Origin of the sequence: Paenibacillus sp. MBLB1832 (assembly GCF_032271945.1) — a bacterium.
Lineage (GTDB): Bacteria > Bacillota > Bacilli > Paenibacillales > NBRC-103111 > Paenibacillus_E > Paenibacillus_E roseopurpureus.
In genome coordinates, this window is sequence record NZ_CP130319.1 from 3,794,728 (window position 1) to 3,821,011 (window position 26,284).

At 47.0% G+C, this 26,284-nt stretch carries 24 protein-coding genes and 2 pseudogenes; 13 read left to right on the forward strand and 13 right to left on the reverse strand.

Going from position 1 to position 26,284, the window contains the following annotated elements:
- Positions 1-466 precede the first annotated feature (466 nt).
- The 3 genes and pseudogenes from MJB10_RS17085 to MJB10_RS17095 form a co-directional block, all read left to right on the forward strand.
- A pseudogene (locus MJB10_RS17085) lies at positions 467-958 on the forward strand (mannonate dehydratase); the annotation flags it as partial.
- 131 nt (positions 959-1,089) lie between these two features.
- Positions 1,090-1,548 carry a MarR family winged helix-turn-helix transcriptional regulator gene (locus MJB10_RS17090; RefSeq protein ID WP_314796596.1) on the forward strand — a complete coding sequence of 153 codons (459 nt, stop codon included), beginning with the start codon at positions 1,090-1,092 and terminating at the stop codon, positions 1,546-1,548.
- Between the two features lie 70 nt (positions 1,549-1,618).
- On the forward strand, positions 1,619-2,128 hold the full coding sequence (locus tag MJB10_RS17095; protein ID WP_314796598.1) for an ArsI/CadI family heavy metal resistance metalloenzyme: 510 nt from the start codon (positions 1,619-1,621) through the stop codon (positions 2,126-2,128).
- Here MJB10_RS17095 and MJB10_RS17100 read toward each other — a convergent pair.
- The 10 genes and pseudogenes from MJB10_RS17100 to MJB10_RS17145 all read right to left on the reverse strand — a co-directional run.
- Positions 2,056-2,851 (reverse strand): annotated as a pseudogene (locus tag MJB10_RS17100) (Gfo/Idh/MocA family protein); the annotation flags it as partial. The gene MJB10_RS17095 and the pseudogene MJB10_RS17100 overlap by 73 nt on opposite strands.
- A 157-nt stretch (positions 2,852-3,008) precedes the next feature.
- Entirely contained in the window at positions 3,009-5,090 is a 2,082-nt protein-coding gene (locus tag MJB10_RS17105) for a carbohydrate-binding protein (RefSeq protein ID WP_314796601.1), read from the reverse strand.
- 211 nt (positions 5,091-5,301) lie between these two features.
- Complete coding sequence (locus MJB10_RS17110; protein ID WP_314796602.1) at positions 5,302-5,976, reverse strand: heparin lyase I family protein; 675 nt, start codon at positions 5,974-5,976, stop codon at positions 5,302-5,304.
- A 19-nt stretch (positions 5,977-5,995) separates the two neighbouring features.
- Entirely contained in the window at positions 5,996-6,505 is a 510-nt protein-coding gene (locus MJB10_RS17115; protein ID WP_314796604.1) for a heparin lyase I family protein, read from the reverse strand.
- Positions 6,506-6,591: 86 nt separating this feature from the next.
- Entirely contained in the window at positions 6,592-7,917 is a 1,326-nt protein-coding gene (locus MJB10_RS17120; RefSeq protein WP_314796606.1) for an ABC transporter substrate-binding protein, read from the reverse strand.
- A gap of 119 nt (positions 7,918-8,036) precedes the next feature.
- Positions 8,037-9,659 carry a response regulator transcription factor gene (locus MJB10_RS17125; RefSeq protein ID WP_314796609.1) on the reverse strand — a complete coding sequence of 541 codons (1,623 nt, stop codon included), beginning with the start codon at positions 9,657-9,659 and terminating at the stop codon, positions 8,037-8,039.
- Positions 9,637-11,493 carry a cache domain-containing sensor histidine kinase gene (locus MJB10_RS17130; protein ID WP_314796611.1) on the reverse strand — a complete coding sequence of 619 codons (1,857 nt, stop codon included), beginning with the start codon at positions 11,491-11,493 and terminating at the stop codon, positions 9,637-9,639. Before MJB10_RS17130 ends, MJB10_RS17125 begins: the two co-directional genes overlap by 23 nt.
- 1 nt (position 11,494) lies before the next feature.
- Entirely contained in the window at positions 11,495-12,265 is a 771-nt protein-coding gene (locus MJB10_RS17135; RefSeq protein ID WP_397386640.1) for a carbohydrate ABC transporter permease, read from the reverse strand.
- 65 nt (positions 12,266-12,330) lie between these two features.
- The gene (locus tag MJB10_RS17140; protein WP_314796615.1) at positions 12,331-13,287 is read right to left on the reverse strand and encodes a carbohydrate ABC transporter permease; all 957 of its coding nucleotides are present in this window, start codon (positions 13,285-13,287) and stop codon (positions 12,331-12,333) included.
- Between the two features lie 445 nt (positions 13,288-13,732).
- On the reverse strand, positions 13,733-14,623 hold the full coding sequence (locus tag MJB10_RS17145) for a helix-turn-helix transcriptional regulator (RefSeq protein ID WP_314796617.1): 891 nt from the start codon (positions 14,621-14,623) through the stop codon (positions 13,733-13,735).
- A 121-nt stretch (positions 14,624-14,744) separates the two neighbouring features.
- On the opposite strand from MJB10_RS17145, the gene MJB10_RS17150 reads away from it, so the two are divergent.
- From MJB10_RS17150 to MJB10_RS17160, 3 genes are read left to right on the forward strand one after another with little or no spacing between them, the layout of a single operon-like run.
- The gene (locus MJB10_RS17150; protein WP_314796619.1) at positions 14,745-16,121 is read left to right on the forward strand and encodes a hypothetical protein; all 1,377 of its coding nucleotides are present in this window, start codon (positions 14,745-14,747) and stop codon (positions 16,119-16,121) included.
- Between the two features lie 28 nt (positions 16,122-16,149).
- Positions 16,150-17,151: an aldo/keto reductase gene (locus tag MJB10_RS17155; RefSeq protein WP_314796620.1), complete on the forward strand. Its 1,002-nt coding sequence runs from the start codon at positions 16,150-16,152 to the stop codon at positions 17,149-17,151.
- Positions 17,152-17,207: 56 nt separating this feature from the next.
- Positions 17,208-17,570 (forward strand): creatininase family protein, encoded by a 363-nt coding sequence (locus tag MJB10_RS17160; RefSeq protein WP_314796624.1) that lies wholly within the window; start codon positions 17,208-17,210, stop codon positions 17,568-17,570.
- A gap of 343 nt (positions 17,571-17,913) precedes the next feature.
- Here MJB10_RS17160 and MJB10_RS17165 read toward each other — a convergent pair whose 3' ends face one another.
- Positions 17,914-18,084: a helix-turn-helix domain-containing protein gene (locus tag MJB10_RS17165; protein WP_314796626.1), complete on the reverse strand. Its 171-nt coding sequence runs from the start codon at positions 18,082-18,084 to the stop codon at positions 17,914-17,916.
- Here MJB10_RS17165 and MJB10_RS17170 point away from each other — a divergent pair.
- Positions 18,052-18,336 carry a beta-galactosidase trimerization domain-containing protein gene (locus MJB10_RS17170; protein ID WP_314796628.1) on the forward strand — a complete coding sequence of 95 codons (285 nt, stop codon included), beginning with the start codon at positions 18,052-18,054 and terminating at the stop codon, positions 18,334-18,336. The two genes, MJB10_RS17165 and MJB10_RS17170, sit on opposite strands and share 33 nt — an antisense overlap.
- Positions 18,337-18,455: 119 nt before the next feature.
- Here the strand turns inward: MJB10_RS17170 and MJB10_RS17175 are convergent, their stop codons facing one another.
- Positions 18,456-19,337 (reverse strand): AraC family transcriptional regulator, encoded by an 882-nt coding sequence (locus MJB10_RS17175; RefSeq protein ID WP_314796630.1) that lies wholly within the window; start codon positions 19,335-19,337, stop codon positions 18,456-18,458.
- Between the two features lie 166 nt (positions 19,338-19,503).
- Here MJB10_RS17175 and MJB10_RS17180 point away from each other — a divergent pair, with 166 nt between their 5' ends.
- Genes MJB10_RS17180 through MJB10_RS17205 form a run of 6 tightly spaced genes read left to right on the forward strand, consistent with a single transcriptional unit; the run spans position 19,504 to position 24,988 of the window.
- A complete protein-coding gene (locus tag MJB10_RS17180) occupies positions 19,504-20,613 on the forward strand; it encodes a fatty acid desaturase family protein (protein ID WP_314796632.1) in 1,110 nt (369 codons plus the stop codon).
- Complete coding sequence (locus MJB10_RS17185) at positions 20,613-20,936, forward strand: MocE family 2Fe-2S type ferredoxin (RefSeq protein WP_314796634.1); 324 nt, start codon at positions 20,613-20,615, stop codon at positions 20,934-20,936. Before MJB10_RS17180 ends, MJB10_RS17185 begins: the two co-directional genes overlap by 1 nt.
- 12 nt (positions 20,937-20,948) lie before the next feature.
- Positions 20,949-22,187 (forward strand): NAD(P)/FAD-dependent oxidoreductase, encoded by a 1,239-nt coding sequence (locus tag MJB10_RS17190; protein ID WP_314796636.1) that lies wholly within the window; start codon positions 20,949-20,951, stop codon positions 22,185-22,187.
- Positions 22,188-23,150 (forward strand): aldose epimerase family protein, encoded by a 963-nt coding sequence (locus MJB10_RS17195; RefSeq protein ID WP_314796637.1) that lies wholly within the window; start codon positions 22,188-22,190, stop codon positions 23,148-23,150.
- On the forward strand, positions 23,140-24,120 hold the full coding sequence (locus MJB10_RS17200; protein ID WP_314796638.1) for an aldo/keto reductase: 981 nt from the start codon (positions 23,140-23,142) through the stop codon (positions 24,118-24,120). Before MJB10_RS17195 ends, MJB10_RS17200 begins: the two co-directional genes overlap by 11 nt.
- Complete coding sequence (locus tag MJB10_RS17205) at positions 24,101-24,988, forward strand: creatininase family protein (protein WP_314796640.1); 888 nt, start codon at positions 24,101-24,103, stop codon at positions 24,986-24,988. The genes MJB10_RS17200 and MJB10_RS17205 overlap by 20 nt, the downstream gene beginning before the upstream one ends.
- Here the strand turns inward: MJB10_RS17205 and MJB10_RS17210 are convergent.
- Entirely contained in the window at positions 24,977-26,164 is a 1,188-nt protein-coding gene (locus MJB10_RS17210) for a glycoside hydrolase family 88 protein (protein WP_314796641.1), read from the reverse strand. The two genes, MJB10_RS17205 and MJB10_RS17210, sit on opposite strands and share 12 nt — an antisense overlap.
- Between the last annotated feature and the right edge of the window lie 120 nt (positions 26,165-26,284).

A 26,284-nucleotide genomic window follows, 5' to 3' on the forward strand; every position in this document is an offset into this window, starting at 1 on the left:
TCGTTTTGACGCGAATTGTGTCTCCCCAGCTCTGTAGAAGCATCTCCTGCAAGGAAGCCGCTCCTGACAGTGGCGTCTCTATGCAAGGGCCTTTCTCCTTATACAGTGTATTAAACTGTAATTCACGATCTAATAATTGTCGAAGGTAGTGCAAACTCTTATTACCGTTGCCAATTGCCGCATATAGCGAAGCCGCCCCCGTCCACGAAAAAAAAGCGGATAAATCATCATTAAATGGGAATAATGCCGATGCGATTCAAGTAGCGGAACATCCGTACCGATCATATACCCTGTCTCGTCAACGGGGTAGTCGACAAGACGGTTCAACACATCGCGTCATCGTTCTATCCCTTCATCTTGGATGTCAAGTCTTGAACAGGAAGCCAGCAGCGTCTCGCACCCCCAGCGAAGCAGGGATAAATCATAATTCGTGTTTGCTGCTGGTATGGCATACTCTGGCGATCATGGAATTCGCATGGCCATTCATCCGGACGACCCACCGTGGTCCGTCTTCGGTCTTCCGCGCATCATGACGAGCCAAGCGAATATTCGCCGTTTCTTGGCCCTGCATGACAGCCTGTACAATGGGCTGACCATGTGCAGTGGTTCGCTCGGCGCGAATCCGAGCAACGATATTGTCGCGATTCTGCATGAATTCGCCGATCGGATTCCTTTTGCCCATATCCGCAATGTGCGTGTTTATGAGAATGGCGACTTCATCGAAACCTCCCATCGAACTCAAGATGGTACCGTTGATATCGCTGGGATTTTGCAGGCGTTACACGAAAATAAGTATGAAGGCTTCTGCCGTCCGGACCATGGCCGACATATTTGGGATGAGCACTGCTGACCGGGTTACGGGCTGTATGACCGTGCTTTAGGCATTATGTATTTATGGGGATTATGGGACATGAAGTGTCGGGAACAAGGCATGTTAAATAAAGGAGCGAAAGTATAAAATGAGCGAACGAACTTACCGTTTTTTTCATTTGATACAACCAACTTTGAATTTTACTTTCTAATTAAATGTTAAATGAAATACTTGCAATTATCAACTATTGTCTGTTATAAATATTTCAGGTGATCATAATGAAACAATTACCACAGTACGTAAACGTTCGTGAAGTCCTTCAATTGCTTGTCAGACGCTTTGGGTTACTTCAGAAAGATGGTGCCCAGTGCTGCGGCGTATCTGTTGTGCAGAGCCATATCTTGTATGAGCTGTTCAAAAGCCCAAATATTTCTTTAAATGAGCTATCCGAAATTTTGAGCATTGATACAAGTACGCTGAGTCGTCAGGTCCAGCAACTCGTCGAAAACGATTTGATTAACCGTTTGCCTGATCCTAAGGATCGTCGCTATGTTGTACTCTCTCTTACTGAAACAGGGGAGAATCAGTACCATGATATAGCGAAAACAATGGAAGAATATGTCCTAGGTATTTTCCAACATGTTCCTCCTGAGAGAAAAGAACAAGTCCTAGAAAGTCTGCAAATTCTTAGTGATGCAATGAGTCAAAGTCCAAATTGCTGCACGCCTCCTCTATAAAGAGGAGTTCATTTTTACCATATAGTTGCAAATATCAATTATTGAAAATTTCAAGAGGAGTGTGTTAATTATGAAAATGCATGTTGCTATTAACGTAAAAAACCTTGAACAATCTCTAGGGTTTTACAAAAAGTTATTTAATGCTGAACCAACGAAAGTAAAGGAGAATTATGCAAAGTTCGAGCTAGATCAGCCTGCGCTTCACTTTTCCCTAAATGTTCGTGACTATGATAATAAAGGAGTGCTCAACCATTTTGGTTTCCAAGTACAGAATACAGAAGAAGTTCTAGCGGCTAAGCACCGCCTACAAGAAGCAGGTCTTGTCTCCTTTGATGAAATGAATACAACTTGTTGCTATGCTGTTCAAGATAAAATTTGGGTGAGCGATCCTGAAGGAAACCCGTGGGAAGTCTTTTATACACGTGAAGATTCAGAATTCGAAGCAGCAGAAGATCATGTAATCCCTGTTTCTTCTGTCTGTTGCACAACGCCTGAACCGACATCAACAAGCATTAACTCACCTGGTATCGGAGCTGGTCGACCGTCCCGAATCGCTTCGGCAAAATCATGTACTTTCTGATCGAACAGAATTAATTTATGCTCGACGAGCGGAATCGGCGTTGAGGTATGGATTGCAAAATTCATCATGGAACAGCGTGATGGATCCAACTGCTCCATCCCACACACCCGACCATAGGCCAGCACCAGCTGGCGTGACTTTAAGACCCGCATCTGTACCAAGAAACATGGTTGCGCCAAGTGTATCCATGTGCATCGCCCACGATATTTTGAACTGCAGCACATGATCGTTCTCGAAGCGTACCATCGCTACACCAAAATCTTCGACTTCGAACTTGCTTGCCTCTGAATGATACAGGGCGTTTGTGCCGAAATGGTTAGGCGTAAAGGCGGACACTGTTAGCGGACGAGGGTATCCTAGCGTGTTCAGTGCCATGTCCAGTGAGTAACAACCAATATCGGCCATCGCTCCGGCTCCTGCAAACTTTTGACTGATGAAAGTACCACCGGGCCTTCCTCGGCGACGTCCGCCCCCCGTCTCCACATAGTACACATTACCAAGGCGTCCCGATTGCACTATCGTTTGCAACAACTTCATATTCGGATCATAGCGCGGCTGGAAACCTAATGTTAGCATTTTCCCGCTCGCCTTGGCCGACTGTGTCATATCTATCCCTTCCTGAAGCGTGACTGACATCGGTTTTTCAAGCAGCACATGTTTGCCTGAGCGCAAAGAATCAACCGTAGTTACAAGATGAGAAACATTCGGTGTGCAGATACTAACTCAGGTGAACATGCAGGATATCTCTACCTCTCTTGGATATCGCGATACGGCAGACTTCAGCCGACAGTTTAAACTCCACTGCCTCTAGCTATCTCTTTGAAAAGCTTTAGAAAACTCTTAAAAGGGCGCATATAATGCACCCCTAACTCCTAGCAGACTATTCAACAAACCGGAAGAAATTAATATCAGCAACCGTTGCAGCAGGGTTGACTGACTTTTTGAAAAGGACGAACAAGTTGTGCGTACCACTTGCACCTGTGACCGCTGCTTTGCGAGTCATCCACGAGGTCCAGCCCCCCGTATTATCTGCATTAACTGAACTAATCAGTGTACCCGTTGTGCTATCGAGACGAAATTCAACGGTTCCTCCGCTTACCGTTGAACCGCTAGCCAGTCTCAGGAAAACCTGACTCGCTCCAGAATCAAAGTTTACATTATTGAAGACCAAATAGTCACCATGCTCTGTGCTTCTAACCATCTGATTCCCTATTGGTTCTGAAGAAGCAGCTACAGAGGTTCCTGACTGAGAACTATATTTTTCTGCTTCAATAGTATCGAACGCGGAGAATGTATCTGTATACTCAAGCATGATGGAATCAGCTACGGTGTAACCGGCATCATTCGCATTGATTTGAATGCTTTCTTTGTTCCAAGCATCGAATGCATATGTACCTATATAATTCCATACCCCTGAGTTGGCATTCTGATTGACTGTCTTTAAAGAATCCGTACCATTCTTATAATTGATTTGAAGGGATGCTGCATCAGGACGGGTCGTTCCACCTGGCCACCGCAGATACACCTTATAATTCCCTGGTCGTTGAAGATTCGGAGTCCACTTAGCCCACACATTAGAATCCGCACCCACGGTACCGTCCAGATAATAATTGGAGCCATAGTAACCTGGTGAACCTGTTGAAAGTGTCCAACCTGACGAACTCTTGGTAAACTCAGAGCTTGTATTGTCTAGAATGATTTGACTGACTTCGGTGCCTGTAACCTTGATCATGACCACACCATGTGCAGGAACAGATGCAGTAAATCCGGTTGCCAATGAGCCCAAGTCCGTTTTGGCCCACAAATCACGCACATTCGCAGCTCCAGTCAAGCCGATCTCATTCCAGTTCACAGTAATATCCTGCGGGATGCTGTCATTTCGATTGAACAAGACGACCGCTCGCTGACCTTTCGTACTGAGGGGCTTTGACCAGACCCCCAGTTCATTATTCGTACCGTACTTCTTGATTCGCCTACCTTGCACACCTAACGTATCTTGATCTACATCAATAACTTCTTTATTAGTCAAAATGTTCTTGGTTGTAGTCGACATGTTGCTGATATCGTTGCCTGCAATCAACGGAGCGGCCATAATCGCCCATAAACTGAAATGTGATTTATTTTCTTCATCTGTCAAGGAACCAAAGCCATCGTTCTTGAAAGCGCCAACACTTAACATATCGGGGTCGTTCCAATTTCCAGGCTTCGCATAAACAGCTTTGCCTTCGTTATTATCCACATTGCTAATCACATAACTCCATTTGTTCTCAATGTCCCTAGTGGTGCGCCACATATTTCCGTTGTCAGTCCCCCAATCCAACCAAGGAGATCCGGAACCTCCCGTGCATATGCTGAGAACAATTTCAATGCCTGTACGTGTTTTGTAGTCTTCAATTGCCCCATGCAGTGAGCTATAAATCTGTTGAACGGTATAGGGAGTGCCTGCCCGTGTCACGGTTGCTTTGTCACATGTATCGGCCTTAATAAACTCTACGCCCCATGAGGCCAATAAGTCGATATCTTTCTGGTAATACCCGATCGTATTCGTTTCATCGTCATGACATCCCACATTTAAATATCCGCCAAATTTTAACCCTTTGGACTTAATATAATCTCCTACGGATTTAACACCATTTGGAAACCAGGTAGCCTTAGGCTGCAGATTACCGTTGCTGTCTCGATTTGGCATCATCCAGCCCCCATCAAAATTCACCCAAACATAACCGGCATCCTTCATGCCGCTAGTTATCATGGCATCCGCCGCATTTTTCAAATTTATATCTGTACTGGATCCCACGCTATTAAATGGATTCCAGCCCATTGGAGGTGTTAAGGCATGTCCATTATCTAGTGCATAGGCTTGCCGTTGATCTATGATCAAACCAATCTGCAAAAGAAAGGCAAATGAAACGAAACCAATAAACCAAGATTGTAAGCGCTTAACATTTTTAGTGTTTTTCATAACTTATCTCCTTCTTTTAAAAGAAGCTCCACCTTTTTATTACAGATGGTAAAGCTTCTCATAATGGCATTCTTATTTCATGTGAATTTCTTTACTCAGCTTGATAAATTCTTCCCAGCTTTTTTCTGGCGTAATTTTGTCAAACATCACTTGTGTTTGAATATTCTCAATTCGCCCAGTTGTTCAGCCTTTCAACATCTCCTCACGATTCTTATTGGGGAATCAGCTTTATGTAATCGAAGGACAGATTATATCCGAGACTACTGACGTTCTTTCCAGTAACGGTGAATTTGAATGGTTTATCCCCGGCAGAACCGAAAGTGACATTGCCAATATCGATTTCGCTCCATTCCTCATTGAGGGAAAACAGATCTACTTCACTCCCATGGTTGTCAGGTCCTATGGTTAATTGAAACTTACCTCGGTTTTTATACTTTTTCACACCTACTTTGACTTTATAGGTGCGAGCTTCGGGGACATTGAGCATGTAAGTTACCTGATCGCCGACATTATCAGAAAAAAATTGCGTGCACTGATACTCGCTGCAACCGTCTTGATCGAATACACTATGCGAGTCACCGTTTGTTACGGCTTGCAGATTTTCCACTTCTTTCTGAATTACCTTGTTGCCTCGGGGTTTCACCTCGTCGTAGTTGGAGCTGGCATCCCCAACGCGTACTTCATCATGGAAAATCACCCGGGGACTAGCCTCAGGAGGGCTAGGAGGAGTCGTCTTCCAATTCCATGCATACAGTCCGAGCTTAAATTCTTTAATCCCGTCCGGATGGTTGTACATGTTGGGGCCAGTGCGCTCATGCACAACCGAACCGTTCTTCCACACTTTGACGTAACCGTCGCTGTTGTAAGACCAATATACCTGAACCACCCAATCCGTCCATTCGCCCTTAGCAACGGAGCCAACATCCTTGGCGATTCAGACCGGAACTCGTTTGGGGATACACCCATTGCTGTTTCACGCTCCAGTTGCCTTGCGAGGTGATGCTGATGTCCATAACGGGTTGGGCGGGAGCGTATGACCACCATTGTGTAGTAATTACGTTCTGACCGAATACATAATCATCCGGAACGTAGGTGCTGAAGCCGTACCAACGAGTCTGACCATAATTACCCGTATTGTTCTTGACAACCTCGGAATGGTAAGAACCGAATGGGTCCGGCTCTCCGTACCGCAGCTCCATTCTTAGCGCTTGGCCACCGTCTCGAGTCGGGCCGGTAACTGAACGCAAATTGTAGGGCTTGCCGGGCGTAATGGTCGTATCCCAGCCGCTGGTCGTTCCGCTATTGTAGAAGCTAACGGCTGCGCTTGCTTCCTTGGTTTGCAAGGGTAAGACCAAGACGTTAATTAAAGCGGTTACAATGAACAACCGGAAGCACAGATTTGCATATCTTTTCATTATCAAACCCTCCATTTATTTTCGGATATTATAAAAACAAGCGGGTCAACACAAATAGTCGCTGACCTCGCTTGGTTTTCAATGCTTTATTTCGCAGGCTGGATGTCTTTACCTAGCTTGGCAACTTCCTCCCATGCTTGCTGCGGCGTAAGCTTGTCAAACATAACCTGCTGCGCAAGGTTGTCATATTCCTTACCGGTAGCGAACTTTGCCCAGCCGCCCTTTGTACCCGGGCCCGGATCATACGCTTTCGCTCCGGATTTGGCTACATCGTTGATCAAGGTAATGCCGGCTTTGTCTACATCGTTAAACTTCGGCTGCAAGTAATCGACAATCGTTTTCGCGACAGGAACGCCGCGCGACGTACCTAGAATGTCTGCCGCTTCTTTATCGTTAATGAACCAATCGATAAATTTCTTTGCTTCTTCCTGCGATTTGCTGTCTGGGCTCACGCTCCAGTACATCGACGCCTTGAGCCAGCCGCTCGCTTCCTTGCCCTTAGGCAGCGGGGCGAGTGCGAAATTACCGGGCTTCAGGGAATTGAACCCCCCGAACTCCGCAGCGTGGGATTGCTTAATCAGCACTTTCTCTTGTCCGAGCAGATCCTGCTTGGCGTCGAACGCTTTATCCGATACGGTAACATCCGGAGGAGCGATAGCGCCCGCCTTGCGCAGCTCTTGAAACTTGCTCATCCACTTGATCCACGTGTCTTTGTCAAAGTTAAAATTGCCGGCAGCCGGCTTCGGATTGCCTTTCCCCTCTGCGATCTGGTAATTCGTGTACATGGTAATGTCTTCCGACAAATCCTTGATCAAATATTGATCCTTAGCTAACTTAGGCTTGATGTCAAGCGCCAGCTGGAACAGCTCATCCCAAGTAGCAGGGGCCTTCGCTCCCACCTTATCGAAGACGGCCTTATTGTAGATCATGCCTAGCGCGTTATTGCCAAGTGGTACGGCGTACACTTTATCTTTATACTTGCCGCTGTCCAGAAGCGCCTTGTCCACATCTTTCGTATTGATGGTGGAGAGGTCCGCCAAACGGTTGTTGCTGGCCCAATCATTAAACCAGGCCGCATCCATTTGGAAAATGTCGGCCGTGTTCCGTGCGGCAGCCTGGGTCGATATTTTATCGAGATAGCCGTCAAAGCCCTGGTACTCCGGTTCGAAGGTCACGTTTGGATGCTTTTTGGTATAAGCCTCCAACGCCTTGAGGGTTACATCATGACGCGCTTGCGATCCCCACCACATAATGCGTAGCTTCACAGCCTTTGCTTCAGCTGTAGCCGAAGGCGTGTTGGTCGAAGTTGCGGGAGTCGTCGATTTGGCTTCCTCCTTCACACCGCAAGCCGCGGTTCCTAGTGTTAATGCTGAAGCCATCACCAATGCACTTGCTTTTACCCATGGTCTCATGCTCTACAGTTCCCCTTCCAATTCAATATAGCGTTTACATATTCATCGTAGCTTTTTCGGAGGTTATTGCATACATGAGAGATGCACAATCTCTTTCGCTATTTTACGATATTTTTCGATTAATAGCCTTTACTGAATTCCGAGGGGCTTCGACCCGTCTGTTTCTTAAATAAGGTAGTAAAGTACGAAACGTTCTTATACCCTACGGCTTCCGCAATTTCATAGACCATGAGATTCCCTTGTAAGATCAGCTTCTTTGCTTTCTCGATGCGGACTCTGGTCACATAATCGTTGAAGGTCTCCCCGGTCGCATTGCGAAATATATTGCTCAAATAATTTCTAGAAATATATAATTTTTCCGCCAGCTCCTGCAGACGAATTTCTTCGGCATAATGTTCGTGCACATAGGCAACGATGAAATCAACCGACTTCTTGTGTTTCACGTTGTCCGTGCGGCCGAATCGTTCACATATTGCCAATAATTTATGAAGGACCCAGTCCTTCCACTGACTCGGCCGCAGCAAGATCTTCAGTTCTTTCTCGATCTCCCCGGCTGCATACATGTCATTCAAATTCATCCCAGTTTCATACAGCGCATATCCCCAGATAGTCCAAAGCTCGCTCCCCATCCGCTGCAGTCCTGCGATAGAAACACCCTCCAGCTGATCCCCCAGTTCGGCAATGGCTGCTTCTCCATAAGCAGGGTCCAACTGCCTGACGGCTTCAGTCAGCTTCTGATACCATGCCAAGGACCGGAGCCTCACGCCCCCTTCATCTTCGGAACCAGCAACGGGCGGGCGGTATTGAAACACGGGAAGTCCTTGCTCGGAATTGCTTATTTTATCCAATAACGCAATTTGTGCTTCTTGGGTGCCTGTAGCGATGGTCTTCCATTCCTCCTTCACCGAGCCTAGACCTATTTGGAGTTCGATCCGCAAATAGGTGGTGACCGCTTCATGAATACGTTCGGCTAGCTTCCGACATGTCTCCATCGCCCTCTTCCGAGGTAAGCCCGGGTCTACGTGAAGTAAGACCGCCATCTGAAGATGCTGAAGCTCGGCAAAATAAATCTTCAGACCTTCCTCCGCAGCTAACTCCGCAGCAATATTGCCCACGGCGAAACGGAGCAATAAGTAGTCCCGGGCCGTCCAACCCACCATACGGTCGGTGCGCACCATCTCCATGACCATCGTGACATAGTGCGCCGACTGCCCGTCTTGGAACTCCTCGGCCCACTCGACAAACGACTTATCCTGAAGAGAGTATAAGCCGATTAGCAGGGTTCTCATCCGTTCGTGGCGGACGTAGGGCTCATACTTTTGGAGCCTTACCTTAATCTCTTCCTCTTCCTCTTTCTTAGTCAGCTCCTGCTCCAACTGGCCAAGAAGCTTGCCAAGTAGTTCCCTAAGCGTGTTTAAAGTCACCGGCTTAGACAAATAATCATCCACGCCCAGGCGAAGTGCCTGCCGTGCATACTCAAAGTCCGAATATCCGCTTAAAATAACGATTTTTCCTGCAAAATCAGTACTCCTCAGCTGTTGGATCATATCCAGACCATTCATGACCGGCATATAAATGTCCGTGATCACAATGTCAGGGCTGCATTCCTGGATGATACGGAGTCCTTCACTGCCGTCCATAGCCTCGCCCACCAACCGGGCATTGAATTCCTCCCAAGGTATCATCCGTTTCATACCCTGCAGTACACTCCGGTCATCATCAACGATAACGATGTTCCACATCTTCATGACCTCCTGTTGTCGTGAATTGCTGCAACTCGGGTATCCATACCTTAACCAGCGTTCCACCCCTCTCCAGAGGAGACAGGTCTACGCCATAAGGATGCCCGAAATACGCTTCCACTCTCTCCATTACATTGCGGATTCCGTAGCCACCTGTTTTGCGAATCGGCCTACGGTTCCAATCGGTTGGTATACCACAACCGTCATCAAGAACCGAACATTCCAGTGTACGTTCATCCTTACGCCGAACGGCGACGGTCACCTTGCCGGTTGCTCGGCCGTGCAGGCCGTGGGTTACGGCATTCTCCACGAACGGTTGAATCGTCAGCTTCGGAATTAACAGCGTTTCCAGCCCCGGTTCCAGGAATAGCTCGTAGACTAGCCCTTCCCCCCATTTCAGCTGTTGAATTTGAAGATAGCACTCGATATGAAGCAGTTCCTCCTGCAGCGTAATGAAGCTGTCTCCATTCGATAAGCCAATTCGAAACATACGGCCCATTAATTCCAGTACATGACTAATTCGCTCTTGTCCGGCCTCAATAGCCATCCAATTGAGCTGATCCAAGGTGTTATACAGAAAGTGGGGATTAATCATCGCTTGGAGCGCTTTGATTTCTGCCTCCCGTTGAGCCTTATATTGCTGCTCTAAGGACTGATACAGCTCCTCCACCCTTTCGATCATTTTCCTGTAACCGCTAAATAAACTGCCGAACTCATTCTGATAGGTTTCCGGATAAGGTTGAATGCTGCGGTTGAGCGTGTACCCGCTCATCATTTGCAAAATCTGCTTGATTGGCGAGGTAAAGCTGCGGGATAACGTAAGGGTGATTAATAAGGCTACACCAATGGCACCCGCCCCAATGGCCGCTAATGTCTTAGCGAGCTTAACGCTGCTGCGGGTAATCTCCTCCCAAGGCGTCCATTCGATCAGCACCCAGCCCTCCTGGTAGCCCCTGGTCCATACGGACAGAACGTTATGGACGCCACGGTCTCCTTGAGTGGAAATCGCAATTCGCTTATATCCGGATTCCCCCTGAACGCTGTTTACGATTTGAGAAGCCTCCGTTTCCGATACCTTTTTGCCGGTTTGCATCAGCATCCTGCCACCCGCGTCAACAAGCATCCGTTGCGGGTTGTTCTTGTCACGGCTTAATAAGGCTTCTAGCGCAGATACCTTTACGTTGACCACTAATAGCCCTAATGAGCCATTCATATCCGAGACGACATGCCGAACAAAGCTTAGGACCGGCTCTGGGCCTTGCTGAGATTCCGCTAAGCGCTGGCCGATCCAGGTGAAGTCGGATTTTTGGACCAATGGGTACCACGGTTCGGATAATACGTAGTTCATGGGGATCATTTGCACATACCCGGTCACGTCCGTAATGGTCGGTTCCCTCATATAAATTTGAATCGAATGGATGAAGGGAGAACTGTTGATGATTGGATGCAGATAATCGCGAATCAAATCCTGCCGCATTTTGTTGCGTATATAATAGTCGCCTTGAAGGTCCATAAAATCGATAACTGCCATATTCCGAGATATGGCAAGTGAAGTTTGCTCGACCGCTTTGAGCTGCAGCGTCAGTTGTTCATTCAGCTCTCCTAACATAGCCTGCTGATAATACGAAGTATTTTGTGCTTGCTCCTTCGACGAAAAGTTATAGGTAATCATTAGAATCACCGCCACTAGCAACGTAATGAAAATGGCCAGCGCAAAGAAGAGCACATTATCAATGCGATATCGACGAAATGGATGAAACGTTTTCATACAGACGGCCCCTTCCTTGCCATAGATGCAAAAAAAGCTGCCGACGAGCGCAGCTTTCTTCACCATCTTACCCCTTCAAGCCTGTAGTGGCAATACCTTCGACGAAGTGCTTCTGAGCGAAGAAGAAAATAAGAACCGGAGGCATAATCGATACTAGTGACATCGCCAACAGCTGCCCCCAAGCTACAGCCGATTGCGTATCGATAAACATGCGCAGCGCCAGTGGCACTGTATAAAGCTCAACCGAATTCAAGTAGATGAGCGGTCCGAAATAGTCATCCCAGCCCCAGAGGAAGGAGAAGATCGTGACGGTAACCAGAGCAGGTTTCGTCAGCGGCATCACAATGCGCCAGTAGATCCCAAACCAGCTGCAGCCGTCGATCTTCGCCGACTCGTCAAGCTCCCGAGGAATAGATCGAATAAACTGAACCAGCAAGAAGACAAAGAAGGCGCCCCCCATTGCCGACGGCACAAGGAGAGGTAAATACGTGTTAATCCAATTAAAGGAATGGAACATGGCATACTGCGGAATTAACGTAACTTGGTTAGGAAGCATCATCGTAAGCAGCAGCACGCTAAACCACATATTTTTAAACGGAAAAGTCATCCGGGCAAAGCCAAATGCGACAAGACTCGCCGCAGCCACATGAAGCACCGTTGTTGCCACATTCAGCTTCAGGCTATTCAAAAAGAAATACGTAAACGTATATTTGGGAAGTGCGTTCCAGCCGTCCCTATAATTTTCCCACATCCACTTTGTAGGGAACAGGGTAGGTAGAGCCAGCTCCTGCGTTGTCTTGAACGAAGCGCCGATCCACCACAGTATCGGATAAAACATCAGCAGGCTAAACCCTAGCAAAACCAAATGCGTTGCCCATTTTCCTCTCCATGTCAGCTCTCTATTCATTTGCTTGCCCCCGATTCGGATTCATAGAACACCCAATATTTGGATGCTATAAAATTAAGTAGTGTCATGATGCCGATGATGATCAGAAGAATCCAAGCCAGTGCGGAGGCATACCCCATCTCCAAGCTCCCGAACGCTTTCTTATAGAGAAATAGCGCATACACTTCTGTGGAATTGTAGGGCTTTCCTTCCGTCACGATGAACGCTTGAGTGAACATCTGGAATGAATTGATAATTCCCATGATCAGGTTAAACAAAATGACTGGCGACAGCATCGGCAGCGTGACGGAGATGAACTTACGCACCGGTCCCGCACCGTCTACGGAAGAAGCCTCGTAGAGCTCTGATGGAATCTGCTTCAACCCGGCAAGGAAGATGATCATTGACGAACCGAACTGCCATGCGCTTAAAATGATTAGGGTAGATAGAGCCGTTTCCGGCATGCCGATCCAGTTGTGGGGCGTGAAACCGAAGAGTACGACAAGGTTGTTAATGAATCCGTCGGTGCCGAAGATGTTACGCCACAAGACAGCGACCGCCATACTGCCGCCGATTAGCGAAGGCAAATAAATCAACGTACGGTACACGGAGATACCGCGGATGGATCGATTCAGCAGTATCGCTATGAACAGCGCCGCTGCGAGCTTAAGAGGAACGGAAGCTAACACGTACGTAAAAGTAACTTTCAGAGAGTTGAAAAACAAGCGATCCTTCGCGATATTCTCGTAGTTCGCGCTGCCGATCCAGTGGGGCGCATCCAGGAGAGAATACTCCGTAAAGGAAAGATAGAACGACTGAATGATCGGCCACAACTGAAGGACAAGGAAGCCAATGAGCCAAGGGGCAATAAAGACATAACCGACCACCGGCGCATTCCATTGTCCCAAATATACACTTAGGGAGGATCGGGATTTCTTATGTACGTTATTTTTCTGAACGCTCTGTGTCTGCATACTATCACCTCGGGTTGTTATTTTCACTTACGATACGATTCCCTGTAATGAGTATAGAATACAGACTGGCCAGGCAATAGAAGAAGGATGTACAATTTCTTTCACTATTTTACGATGATATGGGTCACCCTCTGCTCATATGCAAGGTCAACCTAGGGAGGAATCCGCTTCAGCCATTCGTCCATGCTGCTCCCCACCAAACGAGCCTGCTCCTTCGGCGACAGAGCCGCTGGGTTATCGTCCTTATGCAGCCCATAAGAGAGAGTGGTTTCCTCCAGGAATGTCGACTTAGGACGTGACGTTCAGCAAATATGCCTTTGCGGTCTCATACTTGGCACGGTTTAACACGCTGCCATTCGTCGTTTTCAACAATTTGTTTGGTTTTAAAACCTTAAATATTATATGTCCATTTGTATCCAATGAATCCACTCTCTTGTTCGTGTTTTTAAATAAATGACTTCCTCTTTATTATTCTATATTGATGTGGGGTAATGCCCATATGCTTCTTAAATAACTGTACAAAATAGGGAATAGATGAAAGTCCAAGCTGTATCGCAATATCTTTAATAGGTATATCGCTTGTATCAAGTATGAAGCAAGCTTCCCTAAGTCTTCTGGCTATCATGTACTCAGTAATACTACTTCCAGTATCTTGCCTGAATAGATGAGATAAATAATGAGGAGATACATGCAAGCAATCTGCCAAATCCTGCAAAGAGAATTCTTCTCTAAAATGTGCCTCGATCCATACCATTATTTGCTCAGTAAGATGAGCTTCACGATATGGCCGTTTATCTAATTGATCTGAAAATAGGTTCGGCATCGTTCTAAGAATTCGAAGTATGCTTAGCGCTCCGAGCACTGTCGCCTCTTGCTTATGATCATGTTTCTCCGATTTAATATGTTCCCGTTCATGATGGGTTAAAAGGAAAGCATTCTTCAATTCAACTGCTTGTTCCCTCTCCAATTGAACCGCTTGTGCTGGCAATCTCTCTAACCAAAGTCTCCTAAAGAAAGTCCTAAGCGATGGAAATTGAATTAAGTATTTCTCCAGGGTATGCGGTTCCATTACGAAAACGGAACGAATATATGGCATATCTTCATTTGCTGATACATGAATGCGATGGAGTTGATACGGTTGAAATATGAATAGCAGCGGCGGATGCAATGGCACTACTTGCTGCTCAATAATAACATGTCCATTCCCCTGCTCGATAAACAACAACTCCAGCCCTTGATGTGCATGAAACATCTGAAACAGGTTATCTGTTGTTTGGTGGCAATAGCTAAACATAAAAGGATGTTTTTTTAAATCGAAATGATCGATTAATTTCACGAATAGTCCTCCTAGTAAGATAATTATCCGCAATTCAACGACATTTTACCATAATCTACGGCAACTTTTAAGAATAATATCTTGTTATACTGTGTTCAATACATGTTAAGGAGAGATATCGATGAATGAACATCGCGAAATGAATGTCCTCGATAAGGAACTTTCTGAAATTAACCTAAGCGAATCTAATCAAGCAATCTTCTTACGTCCAAAGGATACAGCTAGATTACTCACTGATCTGATGTGGGTCGAGTTTGAACTTTCCCGTATGGCTTTTGGATGGTTGCCTGCAGTAAAAGAATTTGAAACAAAAGCACAAATGGGTCGATACGGTTACCTTCACAACTTTCATGCCAAACTGATGTACGAACGACTTGAAGAACTCCCATGTTCTTTAAATGAAAAGCTGGGTGCACCTTCAATAACACGAGAAGCCATTGAACGAATGTCTTTAGCACCTTCAGAAGCCGCGTTTTTTGCTGGTTATACCCACGCAGCTCGTGAATTATACCATGCATATGAACATTTGCAAGAGCGACTTGATCCGATTTTGGATGCACCTACTTGTGATAAACTTCGTTATATTCTATTGGATAGAAACGACATGTTGAGATGGCTATCCCAACAAGTTCAGTTTGCTGCAGCGGATGAACCGAAGCTCACTAGTCAGATTGCAGAATGGCAGAAGTATGTAACAAGTGTTTGGATGAACCTGCTGGAATTTATGAAACAAGGTAGCAGCTTTAGTCCTGTATGGCCGCAGCACCCAAATGGTAAGGCAATTGGACCCGTTCCCATGGATTCTGCATGGAATGCTGAGCGATTTCCTGTATATACATGGAATCCTGACTACAAGCAGTCCTACTCAGATCCGTCTATGTCACCACTACAAGACAGTGTAAAACAAATGCACTATATTAATGCTACCGAAATGGGTGCAGCTGAATCTCTTTGTTATCTCTATTATGGTGTTAACGGGATGAAGCTGACGTTTTATTTCGATACGGCACGTCATTTGTGGGATGAAGTGCGACACTCCGAGATGGGCGTTCGTCGTTTGCTCCAATTAGGCTATAAAACCGAGGACTTCAAATTTTTTAAAGGCTCACCTGGAAAAGGTCTGCAGGACTTAGCCCAAGAATGGTTCCCGGACATGTATGCTGGACTGACAATGGTCGCGGAGCCATGTTCTTTTATTAAGAAGAGGAAGGCTGCCGAACATTTTTGGCAATTTCATGATGCACTCTCTGCCATTCAGTGTGAGTTCGATATGGTTGATGAGCGTATGCATGTTGACTTTGGCAAGAAATGGGGACCTGAGCTCTACAAACAAATTAATGATATCATTAGCGCTTCTGAAATGTCTGAGCGTGCTCGGATTCGTCGTATTGAAGCATTAGGAGAAGCTTCTTCACCGGAGGAAGCGAAGAAAATTGCTAAGAACTTTCCTGGCTTCTGCGGATTATCCACGATTGAGCTGAAATATACCAATTATTAGTAGTAAAACGACTTGGAGGAGTTAGATCATGAAATATACGATTTTCCCTCGTTCAGGGCAGTCACTCTCTAAACTCGGATATGGTGCTATGGGTTTAGGTGGACACTTTGGTAATTACGATGATGCCTACATGATTCAATCTGTCCTTACTGCGCTGGAAAATGGCGTAAATGTTATCGATACCGCACGTGCCTATGGCCGGTCGGAAGAATTAGTGGGGAAAGCTTTGAAGGAATGGAAGGGGGAACGCCCCTTTGTAGCGAGTAAAGTGCTTCCGACCTGGATATCGGACCCATCGTACCCCGTCATGTCAGGCTGGCATCATCCTGCTCCAGTCGAGCTTGTTTATCCTCCTGGTTCCATAAGAGCAAGTACCGAAGAATCGCTTCGTCAGATGAACCTAGACACCATTGATCTGATTCAAATGCACAACTATTGGCCAATGTGGGATACGATCGACTATTGGATGGAGGAACTTCTGCAATTAAAAGAAGAAGGAAAGGTTCGTTTTATTGGCATTTCGGTACCTGATCACAGACCTGAAGTCGTCATCTCGCTTGTTCGTTCAGGCGTCATTGACTCCGTTCAAGTCCTACTGAACATATTTGATCCTCTGGCGCTTGATTGTTTGGTGCCCATCTGCCAACACCATGATGTCGCTGTTATGGCTAGAATCATTTTGGATGAGGGCGGTTTAACCGGATTTTTACAAGAAGACACGCAATTCCCAACGAATGACTTCCGCAACAAATATTTTGATGTACTGCCTCGCCCTATTTATATAGAAAAAGTTGATCGCTTACGCGAATTTATCCCAGCGAATGCTGACAATTTGGCGGAACTCGCTATCAAATTCGCTATTCATCATCCTGGCGTAACGACAGCCCTCACCTCCATGCAAGTTCATGAGTATGCCCAAGCGAACATCGCTTCCATTGATAAGCCTGATTTATCACATGAAGTGTTTAAAGAACTACAGGTGAAACACCGTTGGATAAGAAATTTCTATCAAGCAAGACGTCACGTATAGCAACAAGAAGGAGACTGCTTCTATGAAATTGTACTGGGGGAATCATTGCGCCTACAATGGGATATCATGTCCATGAAAGCGGACCTTCTGCTCGTTTCTTGGAAGAGAAAGTTGGAGAAGTGAATCCTTTCCTATCAGCCATCGCTCCCCATGTGTATTATCATTTCTATTTATACCAACTCCAAGCTTTCCACAATGCAGGTTTCCGTGGTGCTGTGGTATTGTCAGGTCATGGAGGCGCCCATGCTGCGGATTTGAAGAACTTGTCCCAGTTATTTACTGAATGTACAGGCATGCAGGTGTGGTATGGTACAGACTTTGATTTAACAGCTGGTGTGTATGCAGGGGATCATGCAGGACAATATGAAATCTCCACCCTGATGCACCTGCACCCCGAGCTCGTTGAGAGCAATGCGTAGACTGGAGTTCATGAGTGATTCAGGCCGCAGCTTTGCAAAAGATGCGAGTGCTGATCTTGCTAACGCAGATTACGGCGAATTGATTTTTTCTCATTGTCTTTCGAAACGTCTATATCGGGTCTGGAATCCTTGAGCTTATCAAGCTCCTTCTCACCTCGTGGGAGGCTAATGGGCTCCCTTCTCGCCCTGAGCAGCTAAATTCGACTGAAGACCGTTTCATGGAGGTCATTCAGTATATGCAAACACATTTAGACCGTAAAATATCACGAGAAGAATTATCCGCTCTTCTGCATATCCATCCCAATTATATCCAAATTGCTCATTTGCCTTCATCCCATTCTTCTCAGCTTGCGAAATTGCTCCGGGGAAATGCCGGTATGCTCGCGAAATAACTGCTTTGCTGAAAGCCTACCTCAAATGCAATCTGCTTGATGGATAGTGTCGTGGAGACAAGGAGCTGCTTGGCCAGCTTTAATCGGCATTGAAGCAAATATTGTACTGGTGTGCTTCCCATGATCTGATGAGCGGCGTTTACGTGGAGGACTTTACCATGGCGAATGGAACGGCGACACCTGTATCACTGCTCTTTAAAGGTCAAGCAACTGCGTATTCAGCTCCGAGCTTCAACGATATACTTCATGTTCAGGTAGATACAGTCGAAGTACTTGCGGAGTACGCTTCGGACTACTATCAGGGGAAGCCTGCCCTTACAGTCAATCGGTTGGCAAGGGACAGGTTTACTTCTGGGGCGCTGCGTTTGACTTAGCAGTAGCTGCCTCGAGCCCTATGGCGTTTGGGTGTTAAAGAAGCAATAAAGCAAAAAAGAATGCCACACATAGACCTGTTGGGTCAACGTGTGGCATTCTTTATTTATTGTAAATAACCTCACTCCTCTGGCCCAAAATCCTCCGTAAATAAGGTGGCACAAAATTGACTCAAGCTTGTGCCCGTTTTTTTCTTAAACATTTTCCCGAACGTATGGATATCACTGTACCCCACCCGCTCCGCGACCTCACTAGGTGTGAGTCCTTCATGAACGGCAAGCTCCTTCGCCTTCTCGACCCGAAGATGGATCTGATATTGGATCGGTGTCATCCCGAATGTGAGCTTGAATTGCACGATTAAATAGTCACAACTGAACCCGGTTATCTTCTCCAAATCCTTGATTTTTACTTCTTCTGCAAAATGTTCGATGATGTAGTTTTTTGCCAACACTAGCCTTGAAAAATTGTTCCGCTGCACTGCTGTAGCCTCTTGTACACTGCGTTCTCCGGCAAGGGAATTGAAAATAAGCAAGATTTCCATCAGAAGCGTCTGCGCATGCAATTGATGCACAAGTCCCGGCTGTCGATAATGAACAACGAGAGAGGTCAGCTTGCGTTCGATATCATGACTGGCGAAGTTGCCCAAATAGTTCGTTGTCGAAACTAGATCGTCCAACGGGAACGCAATTTGACCAAAATGAAACACTAAGGACAGACACACATAAGGCTCACCAGGAATGGTTGTTACGCTGTGTCGCTCTCCCGGGCGGTGGAAAATGAGATCGCCTTTTCGCGTCAAATAGGGCTTGCCTTCAATCGTATATTGCGCGCTCCCATTAAGCACATACTGCAACTGAAATTGCTTAAGTACGCGATTATAAATACCCCAGCCGGCCGGCGCATTAAACGTATGAGCAAGCGTGATATAAGGCGGAAAATACGTATCACTCAATTCGCTTAGCGTATCGTTTGGACTCAAATAGAAAAGTGGTTTCTTTGGCATAGCTCGCAACCTCCCCTTTCACAAAATTGTACACTAATTATTTATTAAGAACCACGATTTTGGCAACTACTTTGCGGATATCGTCTAAATACAAGCAATAAATAAGCCTCTATAATTTGAAATGTAAGCCTTTACGGCAGGCATTATGAAGTTGGAGGAGATTAACATGAGCGCGGCTACAGGCCACAAAAGAGATTATAGTCTAACAGGACCAGAACGACTTCGGGCAATGGAAAAAGGACTTGCATCCGCACAATGGTATACCAGTCCAATACCACGAAAACGGCTAAAAGAGCTCATGCAACGACGTAACGGCCCTGCAATCCGCGATACGTTAATTTGGTTTGCTCTATTAATCGGAACCGGCGTGCTGGCCTTTTATTCCTGGGGTACCTGGTGGTCGATTCCAGCCTTTTTCATCTATGGAATATTGTACGCTTCCCCTGGAGATTCCCGTTGGCATGAGTGCGGTCACGGAACTGCATTCAAAACACCTTGGATGAATGAAGTCATCTATCAAATTGCATCATTTATGGTCTTACGTCCTGCTACCCCTTGGCGCTGGAGCCATACACGTCATCACACGGATACGTTCATCGTTGGACTGGATCCCGAGATCGCACAGCCAAGGCCGCCGGTTTGGCGTATTATACTCATGGAATTTTTACATTTATACGGTGGGCCCAAAGATATTAAACGAATGATTCTACACTGCTTCGGCATTGTCGATAAAGAGCAGCGCACCTATTTACCCGAATCGGAGTTCCGCAAAACATTTTGGGAGTCACGCGTGTATGTGCTCATTTTCTTGTCGGTGATCGGGCTTTGTCTTTATGCTGGGAGCATTTTACCTGCCATGTTCATTGTTTTACCTTCATTTTATGGCGTTTCGCTCATGCTCACTTTTGGCTTAGTCCAGCATCTCGGTTTGCACGAGGATGTGCTTGATCACCGCCTGAACACGCGGACGATCTATATGAATCCCGTGTTCCGATTCCTTTACTGGAATATGAACTACCATATTGAGCATCACATGTTTCCGATGGTACCCTACCATGCGCTTCCGAAGCTCCACGAAGAATTAAAACCGGACTTTCCAAAACCGAACCGCAGTGTGTGGGAAACCGTGAAGGAAGTAATGATTGCCCTAATCCGTCAAGGGAAGGACCCAAGTTACACCATTCAGCGTGTGCTTCCAGCAACCGCGCAACCGTACAAATATAGACCTACAAGTGAGGAACGAGAAGTAACAGACACCATGGGGAGGGCATTATAATGCTGCTAGAAGGATGGATATACGTTTGTGAGGCTGACGCTATTGACGAGGAGGATGTAATTCGCTTCGATTCAGGCAGCCGCTCCTTTGCCATCTATCGATCAGAGGATAATGATTATTATGCAACAGATGGCTTCTGCACACATGAGAAAGTTCATTTGGCAGAAGGCCTCGTTATGGGAGACATCATTGAGTGTCCCAAACATAATGGTCGGTTCAACTATAAAACGGGTCAAGCGAAGAAAACGCCGGCATGCGAGCATCTAACGACTTACCCTGTCCAAGTCACTGACGACGGCAAGGTTTACATCCAAATTGACTAAGGGGCGAACAGTGTGAGTACACGTGGCATGGTCATTATAGGCGGAGGGGAAACTGGCGCCAGCGCGGCTCGAACACTCCGCGAGGAAGGCTGGCAGGGGCCTATCACCCTCATTGGTCAAGAAAATCTGGCGCCTTATGAGCGTCCGCCATTATCCAAAGGAGCATTGGCTCTGGGTAGTGAGGCTGCACCGGCTTTTATTTTAAAGGAGCAAACGCTGGAAGAGTTATCGATTACTTGGGTGCGCGAGGCGCGTGCGGTGAAGATTGACCGTGATCGCCACATCGTTCAGCTCGCTGATGGGCAGGAAATTGCCTATGACAAGCTGCTTCTTGCGACAGGCGCTAGTCCGCGCAAGCTCACGCTGGAAGGCTCTAATACCACTAGCGTCATGGAGCTGCGAACATTTGCGGATGCCGAGAGGCTCCGTTCGAAGCTGGAGGCTGGCCGCCAACTTGTCGTCATCGGCGCTGGCTTCATTGGCCTCGAGGTAGCGGCGAGCGCTCGCGAGCGAGGCTGTCAGGTGACCGTCCTTGAGGTAGGTCACCGCATTCTGATGCGCGGTGTTCCACTGGGCATCGCCCAAGCCGTGGAGGCTCGTCACCGGGAGGCTGGGGTGAATTTCCAGCTGGGCGTTGGCATCGAACGCATAGAGAGTGCCTCTGGCGAGCAGCGGATTACACTCGCCAATGGTCAAGAGTTGCGATGCGACGCGATTATCGCGGGCATTGGGGCGATACCGGAGACCAGTCTGGCCGCAGCATGCGGGCTGGACGTGGGCAACGGTATCCTCGTGAATGATCGGCTCGCCACGAGCGATCCAACGATTTATGCTGCGGGAGACTGCTGCGCATTTCCGCATGGGGTGTACGGCGGTACGCGCATCCGATTGGAAGCGTGGCGCAATGCCCAAGAGGGCGGCGCACATGCCGCACGGAATATGTTGGGCGCAGATCAGCCTTACGAGGCGATTCCGTGGTTCTGGTCGGATCAATATGAGCAGACGCTGCAGGTGATTGGACTGCCGGATGCCAGTACACTGACGGTTCAGCGCCATACCGAAGACGAAAGTTTATTCTTTTTCCATCTGGATGACGAGCATCGATTGGCAGCAGCAAGCGGCATTGGCGCGGGGATTGCCAAAGAGATTAAGCTCGCGGAAATGCTCATCGTGAAGCGTGCAGTTCTGGATCCAGTGGTTTTGGCCGCACCTGGTCTCAAGTTGAAAGCGCTGCTAAAGGAGTTGAGCTAATTGAGCGATGGTACATGGCAGGAATCCGAGTACAAAGGCATGTGCAGCGTCGTTGGCGAAACTTCCGAGCTGCGTGTAGAGATCGTACCTGGCCGGGGAGGCAAGCTAGTTTCTTTCATCAGCAAATCTTCTGGAAAAGAATGGGCTTTCCAAACGGAGGTGCCCTGGAAGCCGTTGACATACGGCATGATGTGGGACGAAGGGGATCGCAGCGGCTGGGACGAAATGTTTCCAACTATTCTGGCATGCCCTTGTCCTGATCACCCGTGGCGTGGGACGGAATATCCGGATCATGGCGAAGTGTGGACGCTGCCTTGGGATTTTGAGCTTCATAAAGATCGATTACGCATGTGGGTTCACGGCGTGAAAGTGCCTTACCAATTTGCCAAAACGTATACGATTAGCGGTGGCACACTATATACCACCTATGAAGTACATAATCCGACTCCTTATCCCTTCTCCTATCTGTGGTGCGCCCACAATTTGCTGGCGGTGAGTCCTGGGATGCAATTGCTGGTTCCCGATAATTTGGACACCGTGCAATATCAGTATTCGCATCAGAATCGGCTGACTGAACGGGCATATGGGCGTTCATCATTCCCTTTTGTTAACGGAACCGCTGTTAATCTATCCGTCATTGAGCCTAATCTTGGCGAGCATGCGGAAAAATACTGGTTTGAAGGGGATCTCACCGATGGGCACACAGGTATTTTCGATCCAGCGTCTGGAGAAACGTTAGGCTACTCATTTTCCCCAGAAGATGTCCCCTACTTGGCAGTTTGGGCGAATTATGGCGCTTTTAATGGTGATTATACGTTTGCTTTAGAACCTGCAACGGGGTATTTGGACGATGTATATATCGCTAGCGTCATGAATAAAGTGAAGTCGGTCCCCGCTATGAGTCAAACGAAATGGACATTCGATATTTCAATAACAAAGGAGCGTACATCTCATGAAATATAATGCATTCCGATCCGAAACGGATCAAGTATCGCGGCTTGGATTCGGTGCCATGGGGCTTGGTGGTTCATTTGGCACACATGATGAGAAGGATTTGATCAACAGCGTTCTAAATTGTCTTGAACAAGGCGTTAACTTTATCGACACAGCGCGTGCTTACGGGGATTCCGAACGTATTCTAGGAAAAGCACTCAAAGAGTGGAAAGGCACAAAGCCCTTTCTCGCTTCCAAAGTGCAATCGCTAGGTCCAGGCTCCATTGGCTGGGGTACGCATATTCCGATTGAATCGGCGTATCCTGAAGGGTGGCTGCGCGGAAGCACGGAGCTCTCCCTGAAAGAGCTCGGGGTTGAGGTTATTGATCTTATCCAGCTTCATCAATACTGGCCGCAATGGGATCGTTCCGATTATTGGATGGAAGAACTGCTCCGTCTCAAGGATGAAGGCAAAATTCGTTACATCGGCATTTCCATCCCGGATCAGCGGCATGATATTGCGCTTTCGATTGTTCGAAGTGGTGCAATTGATGCCGTGCAGACAGTCTTCAATATCTTCGATCCGCTTCCACTCGACTGCCTTCTGCCTTTCTGCGAAGAGCATAACGTTGCTTTTCTCGCTCGCTGTGTGATGGACGAAGGCGGTTTGACCGGTTTCCTGACAGAAGATACGACTTTCACAGACAGCGATTACCGCAAAACTTATTTCGATTATGTTCCGCGTGCCATGTACATCGAGCGAGTCGATCGCCTGCGGAAGTTCATTCCGGAATTCGCAGACAATCTTGCCGAGCTGGCACTCAAATTCGTGCTTCATCATCCTGCGGTTACCTCCGCGCTCGTTTCGATGCATATCCCACAGTATGCGAATCAAAATATTGCCGCGCTAGACAAGGCCCCATTGCCAAATGAAGTTTTTGAAGAGATTCGTAAATACCACAGATGGGTGCGCAATTTCTATGATACTAAATTCTGGTAAAATCGAAGAAACAGTTCTATGGTCAGAACTGTTTCCCCATGCATTTAACCGTCGCATCGAAGCTTGTCCTATCGTCTATTTGCCGTTAGGTATCTGTGAACCACACGGACAGTTTAGCGCTTTCGGGCTGGATACGATGAAGGCGGAATGGTTGTGCGCGATGGCTGCTAGCCGTGTAGGCGGCATTGTCGCGCCCACACAAGCCTATCATATTCACGAAACCGGCTACCATGCCCGCTGGCTGGAGGAGGTCGTTGGGGAGGAGAATCCCCGCATGACCTCCATGCCGCCTCATGTTGTGCTGCAATTCTTCCTGTACCAACTGCGCGCCTTCGTCAATGCGGGCTTCAAGGCCATTGTTGTTGTCTCAGGGCATAGTGGCGGCAATCAGGAAGATTTGCGCATAGCAGCTGAGCTCTTCATGGAGATCACTTCTGTTCAGGTATGGGTTGTCAGCGACCCCGAGCTCGTTCATGGACAATATACGGGTGATCATGCAGGTAAATACGAGATTTCCCAGCTCATGTACTTGCGTCCTGAGCTGGTTGATTTGTCATTGATTCGACTCGAGCAGCTTCCAGGTTCTGGCGGGAAGTTGGCCGCTGGCGCGGATGCAGGGAATGCTTCGCCTGTCGAGGGCGAGCGTATCATGCTCGCCTGTCTTGATGCCTTACAGCGTAAAGCGAAGGCAATGCAGGAGGAGGCAGCGGACTTACCTCCGCAGCCTCGTATCCCTCTCTCTGAAGTGGAAGTGGTGTGTCAACGATTGCTGGCAAAGCAAGCTAGTTGGGTTACACTAAGTTCTCGCGCTGGACAGGAACCTGTTAGCGAAGAGTCGCAATGGAAGATTCCTTATTTACCAATATAATTCCCAGTCTTTGCTTAGTCGAACCAACGCCTCAAAGTAATAGTAGTCACCCCAAATGTTGCATTCATCAATTCCTTTATTGTGGGGCTTTGCATATACGGCATGAAGTAATACACCGTTAGATTCAAGGACATCTTTGCTTGTATAATGCTCTGCGAGCGATTTAACAATATGTAGAGCGGCATTTTCATAGATACGTTTGTCGTTATCCGATAAGGGCAGACTTTTGCTTAATTCCATCAATCCACAGGCTGCAATAGCCGCAGATGAGCTGTCTCGCTCTTCAGGTCCTGAAGTAAAGATAAGATCCCAATAAGAAACAGAATCCTCGGGTAATCGATTCATATAATAGTTAGCTACTTTTTTGGCGAGGTCAATCAATGTTGAATCCCTTGTATACTTGTAACTGAGTGGAAAACCATAGATGCCCCAAGCTTGGCCTCTAGCCCAACAAGACGTGTCCGAGTATCCCTGAACCGTTTTGCCGTACTTAGGTTTTCCTGTATAAATATCCATGAAATAAGTGTGATACGTGGAGGCGTCTTCTCTTACGATGTAGGTTTCGGCCATTTTGACATGGCTATAGGCAGCATCATAATACTTCTTATCGCCGGTAATCTCGCTTGCCCAGAAGAGCAGCGGAAGATTCATACAGCAATCAATGATCATCCGTCCGCCGTTCTCAGGGTCATCTGGAGCGCCCCAAGCTTGAATGATACCTGCCTTTTCAAAATATCTCTCCATCAACAAATCAGCAGCTTTGAGACTCATTTCCTTAGCCTCCTCACTGCCCGTCAATTTAAAGGCAGCCACACTAGACAACGTGTACAAAAAACCTAAATCATGCGTACCGGTTTCAATTCGCTCATCGACGCGCTTTTTGTAGCTGGCTAATTGAATTTCTGCTACACGGCGGTATTTCATATCCCCTGTAACCTCATAGGCTAGCCAAAGCATGCCTGTCCAGAAGGAAGATGTCCATTCTACATTGTCAATAGCAGGATATACGTTGTTTACACTTGCGGGAGCTGGGTATTTGTAAGTGAACGTTTCCAGATTTTGATCCACTTTCTTTAAAATATAAGCAAGCGCATCCTCTATAAATGCTTTGGTAAACAGAGGTTGCTGCGAATATTTGGTTACATCTTTAATAGACTCATAGTGTACTTTTTTCATTGGTAAGACTCCCCTCCTAGAAAACGGTTGATACGCATATTATACACGGAAGATAACGCTATCTAATACCTGCAAATTGCGCTAAAATACCGTTAGGTTGTCATTTATCGGGAGGGAGAG